The sequence below is a fragment of the Candidatus Collinsella stercoripullorum genome, assembly GCF_027669965.1.
Classification (GTDB): Bacteria; Actinomycetota; Coriobacteriia; order Coriobacteriales; family Coriobacteriaceae; genus Collinsella; species Collinsella stercoripullorum.
In genome coordinates, this window is sequence record NZ_JAQECM010000078.1 from 435 (window position 1) to 5,668 (window position 5,234).

The 5,234-nt window shown below is 70.7% G+C and carries 4 protein-coding genes and 1 pseudogene; 1 reads left to right on the top strand and 4 read right to left on the bottom strand.

From position 1 onward, the window contains the following. A pseudogene (locus PHA29_RS10195) lies at positions 1–477 on the bottom strand (hypothetical protein); the annotation flags it as partial. A gap of 9 nt (positions 478–486) precedes the next feature. Continuing rightward, positions 487–1,563 (bottom strand): ABC transporter substrate-binding protein, encoded by a 1,077-nt coding sequence (locus PHA29_RS10200; protein WP_270849520.1) that lies wholly within the window; start codon positions 1,561–1,563, stop codon positions 487–489. 173 nt (positions 1,564–1,736) lie between these two features. Between PHA29_RS10200 and PHA29_RS10205 the strand changes: the two genes are divergently transcribed. After that, on the top strand, positions 1,737–3,365 hold the full coding sequence (locus PHA29_RS10205) for a 4Fe-4S dicluster domain-containing protein (protein ID WP_270405837.1): 1,629 nt from the start codon (positions 1,737–1,739) through the stop codon (positions 3,363–3,365). A 240-nt stretch (positions 3,366–3,605) separates the two neighbouring features. On the opposite strand, the gene PHA29_RS10210 is transcribed toward PHA29_RS10205, so the two are convergent. Continuing rightward, positions 3,606–4,916 (bottom strand): ATP-binding protein, encoded by a 1,311-nt coding sequence (locus PHA29_RS10210; RefSeq protein ID WP_270849521.1) that lies wholly within the window; start codon positions 4,914–4,916, stop codon positions 3,606–3,608. Further along, positions 4,909–5,234 (bottom strand): tellurite resistance TerB C-terminal domain-containing protein (locus PHA29_RS10215; protein ID WP_333491390.1); only part of this gene is annotated, 326 nt, incomplete at its 5' end. The genes PHA29_RS10215 and PHA29_RS10210, both read right to left, overlap by 8 nt.

Sequence of the window (5,234 nt, forward strand, 5' to 3'; positions counted from 1 at the left end):
CAGGACCATGAGGAGAACGGCGATGAAGCTCACGTTGCGCGAGCCGAACCAGATGAGCAGCACCACGGTCACGCAGGCGACGGGCGTGCCCTTGATCGCCGAGAGGGCCGGGGCGAGCAGCCCGCGCACGACGCGCACGCGCCGCGCTGCCGCGGCGAGGGCGATCGCCGCGGCGTAGCCGGTGAGCGCGCCGCCCGCGATGCGCGCGAACGAGAACCCGACCCTGCCCCAGAAGCCGGGGTCGGGGAGGAGGCGCAGCAGCGCCGCGGCGGTGTCGATCGGACCGGCGAGGATGAAGGGGCTGTCCAGCGCCATGCTGACGAGCTGCCACAGCGCCAGCCAGAACGCGGCTCCGAGCGCCCCGACGAGGGCCCGCCGCATCGCGACGGGGCGCCGGGGTCCCCCGAAGCCCGCGGCCGCCGGGCCGGCGCCCCGGGTGCGTCCGAGGCCGGGGCGCATGTCCTCGCGGTCCGTCAACGGATGCCCTTACAGGTCGACGGAGTAGTAGAAGTCCGTCTCCGGCAGCGCGCCGCCCACGGAGGAGGGGTCCGCGTCGAACAGCACGCCGAGGTACCCGGAGAGCGCCTCGGTCATCTCCTCGCCGGCGATGCACACGAGGTGGCAGTCGGGGATGGCCGCAGCGGCGACGGCCTCCGACTCGATGATCCCCGCCTCCACCACGAGGGGCGCGGCGGCCTCGGGGTCGGCGTTCACGGTCTCCACGGATGCGGCCTGGGCGATGAGAAACTCCTCGACCGCGGCGGGGTGGGCGTCGGCGAACTCGCGGCGCACCACCGTCACGCCGGTCACCATCTGGCTGCCGGTGTCGCCGGCGTACTCGTTCCACACGTCCGTGAGGTCGACGGGGGCGGACAGGGCGTCGTTCTTCGCCAGGGCGGCGGTCACGAAGGGCTGGGGCAGCACGCCCACGGCGGACGGGTCGGCGGCGAGCACGCTCACGACCTCGGCGGCCTCGCTCTTGAACTCGAGCGTCACGGAATCGGCGATGCCGGCGCAGTCCATCAGGTAGCGCATGCAGTACTCGGGGGTGGTCCCCTGGCCGGTGAGGTAGACGGTGCGCCCGGCGATGTCGCCGAAGGAGGCGACGGCGGCGTCGCCGGTCACCACGGACAGCACGCCGAGCGTATTGACGTCCAGGCACGTCACGCCGCCCTCGGTGCGGTTGTACAGCACGCTCGCGGCGTTGGCGGGGATGAGCGCGACGTCGATGCCGCCCTGGATGACCTGGGGCAGGATCTCGTCCGCCGCGGTGTAGACGTTGAAGGTGTAGTCGTTGTCGAAGGTGCCCTCGCCGCTGTTCACGAGGTCCATGAACGAGACCAGGCCGATCGAGGTGGGGCCGGACAGGGACGCCACGCGGACCTCGACGGGCTCCGGGGCCTCGGCGGACCCGGCGTCGATCGAGCCCGCCGCCTGGGAGCCCGGATCGGTGGACGCGTCGGTGCAGCCGGCGAGCGCGCCGGCGAGCGCGGTCGCGCCCGCGCAGGCCAGAAGGGAGCGGCGCGAGAGCTGCGTGCCGGCGATATCGGTGAGGATGCTCATGATGGAAACCTCCGTCTCGGGGTCGGAATACCCAGTCAGTATAGGCTTACTCGCCCGGGCGCGTGCATCTCGCCTGTACTAAATCTCGCCGAGGGGACCAAAGTGCGTACAAATCGACGAGTTCGCATATAAAATGGATACGCCTGAACAACGTCCGAGAGGGGACCTGGAATATGAGCAACACCATGCGCGGGGTCTACACGAACCTCACCAAGATCCGCCGCACCGTGTTCAAGGAGGTCGCACGCATCGCCTATCAGGGCGGCGTCGACGTCGACGGCGACGGGGTTATCGACACCGACCAGTACGGCTGGGTAGACCAGCTGCCCTACGAGATCATTCCCGGCGACGTCGCCACCTACCGCGAGAGCGTCTTCATCGAGCGCGCCGTGGTGGGCGAGCGTATCCGCCTGGCGATGGGCCTGCCTCTGCAGGGCGTGGACAAGCCCGCGATGCTGTCCGAGGGCGTGGCCGAGGCCGCCAAGCCCGAGACCTACTACGAGCCGCCCCTGATCAACGTCATCAACTTCGCGTGCAACGCCTGCGAGGACAACGTATACCGCGTGAGCGATGCCTGCCAGGGCTGCATGGCGCATCCCTGCCGCGAGATCTGCCCCAAGGGCGCCATCTCCTTCGTGGACGGCAAGGCCCACATCGATCAGGAGAAGTGCATCAAGTGCGGCCGCTGCGCGAGCGTCTGCCCCTACTCTGCCATCCACCACTACGAGCGCCCCTGCGCCGCCGCCTGCGGCATGAACGCCATCGGCTCCGATGAGCAGGGCCGCGCCAAGATCGACTACGACAAGTGTGTCTCCTGCGGCCAGTGCCTCGTCAACTGCCCGTTCGGCGCCATCGCGGACAAGAGCCAGATCTTCCAGGTCATCCAGGCCGTCCGCGCCGGCAAGGAGGTCATCGCGGAGGTCGCGCCCGCGTTCGTCGGCCAGTTCGGCGGCAAGGGCAACGTCGACAAGCTGCGCCAGGCCTTCAAGGAGCTCGGCTTCTCCGGCATGGAGGAGGTCGCCCTCGGCGCCGACCTCTGCGCCGTCCAGGAGGCGGGGGACTTCCTGGAGGAGGTGCCCGAGAAGATCCCGTTCATGGGCACCTCGTGCTGCCCGGCCTGGTCGGTCATGGCCAAGAAGGAGTTCCCGGAGCACGCCGACTGCATCTCCATGGCCCTGACGCCCATGACGCTGACCGCGCGCCTGATCCGCAAGCAGCACCCCGACGCCAAGATCGTGTTCGTCGGCCCCTGCTCGGCCAAGAAGCTCGAGGCCCAGCGCCGCTCCGTCAAGTCCGAGGTCGACTTCGTGCTCACCTTCGAGGAGATGGCGGGCATGATGGAGGCCAAGGGCATCGACTACACCAAGCTCGCGGGCGAGGGCTCGAGCGACTTCGAGGTCGCGTCCACCGACGGGCGCAACTTCGCCGTCGCCGGCGGCGTCGCCAACGCCGTGGTGAACGCCATCCACCGCGACGACCCCTCGCGCATCGTCAAGATCGCCAACGCCGAGGGCCTCGACAACTGCCGCAAGATGCTCAAGGACGCCATCAAGGGCAAGTACGACGGCTACCTGCTCGAGGGCATGGCGTGCCCGGGCGGCTGCGTGGCCGGCGCCGGCACCCTGCAGGCGATCAACAAGACGGCCGCCATGGTGAAGGCCTACGCCAAGAAGTCCGCCCAGCGCAACGCGCCGGACAACGCCTACATCGACTGGATTCCCGAGCTCGAGCGGATGGACGGCCCCGTCGACGCGGTGGCCGAGTCCAGCGAGGCGCTGAAGCCGCAGGGCGACGCCGAGTAGCGGGCGCGGTCCTGCGGCCCCGGCCGGTTGCGCGCTCCGTCATATCGATCGAAGAGAAGGGGCGGGCCCTCGGGTCCGCCCCTTCCGTGTCCGAAGGCGGCCCGGGGCCCCGGAACCGCACGGCGGCCTCCGGACCGCGGCGTCCTCCATGCACCCCGGGCGCGGCGTAGGGTGCGTGGGGCGCACGGCAGCGGCCGCCGTTCCCGAGCCCCCGGCGCGCTCCGGGACCCGCGGCCGCCCCTAGATGGTGAACTCCGCGAACGGCGCGTCGGGCCCCGGTGCTCCGCCGGCGCCTCCCGTCCCGGGCGCGCCCGCGCCGACCGCCCCCTCGTCGCGCAGGAGCGCCGCGATATCGAGGTCGGGGTTCTGGCAGGCGATGTCGAGCAGCTCGATGAAGTCGCGGATCACCTCGCGCGGCGTGAGATGGCTGTCGGAGCCCACGCGTCCGAACTCGATTTGGAGGAAGGACGCCAGGTCCTCGTCGGTGACGCCGAGCTCGTAGCCGAAGTACCCGGCGTGGATCTGGGCGAGCTTCTCGATGAGGACGAGCAGCTCCTCGTAGGTGAGCGGGTGCAGCCTGATGATGGGCGCGAGCATGTCGCGCATGTCCTCCCGGGCGAAGCGCCCCTGGGTGAGGCGGCTGCGCAGCGCCTCGTAGGAGAAGACGCCGCGGCGGCGGTCCTCGATGGAGGTCGGGGTGCCGCCCATGATGATCCCCAGGTGCCGCGCCTTGCCCTGCAGGGTGTCGTTGTACATCGTGAGGATCTTCTCGTAGTTGTACTGGCGCGTGACGGCGTTGGGGATCTTGTACAGGTTCACGAGCTCGTCGATGAGCACGAGCAGGCCGCGGTACCCGGCGCGGGTGAGGAATGCCGCGAGCAGCTTCACGTAGTCGTACCAGTCGTCGTCGGTGATGATGGTGGACACGCCGAGCTCGCCGCGGGCCTCGGTCTTGGTGCGGAACTCCCCGCGCAGCCAGCGCATCACGGCGGACTTGGCCTCGTCGTCCCCCTCGGAGGCGGCGCGGTGGTAGCGCATGAGCATCCGGGCGAAGTCGAAGCCGTGGACGAGCTCCTCGAGCGGCTCCACGCTCGCGCGGGCGCGCTCCGCGGCATCCGCGCCCCCTTCGCCGCAGGCGGCGACCCAGCGGTCGAGCACGAGCCCGAGCGCCCCGCCCTCGGGGCGCGTCTTGGTCGAGAGGTTGCGCACCAGCTCGCGGTAGGTGGCGAGTCCCTGGCCCTGCCCGCCCTGCAGGCGCCGCTCGGGCGAGAGGTCCGCGTCGGCCACGATGAAGTTCTCGCCCATGGCGTGCGTGCGGATGGTCTGCAGAAGGAAGCTCTTGCCGGCGCCGTAGCGCCCGACGAGGAAGCGGAACGACGCCCCTCCGTCGGCGATGAGGTCGAGGTCGGTGAGCAGGGCGCGGATCTCCACCTCGCGCCCGACCGTGATGTAGGGCAGGCCGATGCGCGGCACGACGCCGCCTTTGAGCGAGTTCAGGATGACGGCGGCGACGCGCTTGGGGACGCGCGGCGCGGCGGCGGTGTCACTCATGGGCAAGCAGCTCCTCAACGTCTTCTCGGTAGTCCTCCACGAGCTCGGGACCGGCTGCCCCGAACTCCACGACGGTATCGCCTATCAGGTCGAACAGGGCCTCGTTCACGGCGTCGGCGATCAGGTCCGCGGATGCGCCCCCCGCCGCCTGCGCGAGCCCCGCGGCGTCGCCGGCGACTAGCGCGGAGAGGAAGGCGCGCTGCCGCGCGTCGAGCGGTCCTGCCACCGACTCTCCGGCTCCCGCCTGCTCCCGGGCCGTGGGGCCGTCCTCCCGCGCCGGGGCGCCGGCCGCGGGGGCGCGGGCCCCGTCGCCCTCCG

What these genes read in the sequence shown, in the direction of transcription:
- PHA29_RS10205 (WP_270405837.1), top strand. Translation starts at nt 1,737, where the DNA reads ATGAGCAACACCATGCGCGGGGTCTACACGAACCTCACCAAGATCCGC.
- PHA29_RS10210 (WP_270849521.1), bottom strand. Translation starts at nt 4,916, where the DNA reads ATGAGTGACACCGCCGCCGCGCCGCGCGTCCCCAAGCGCGTCGCCGCC.
- PHA29_RS10200 (WP_270849520.1), bottom strand. Translation starts at nt 1,563, where the DNA reads ATGAGCATCCTCACCGATATCGCCGGCACGCAGCTCTCGCGCCGCTCC.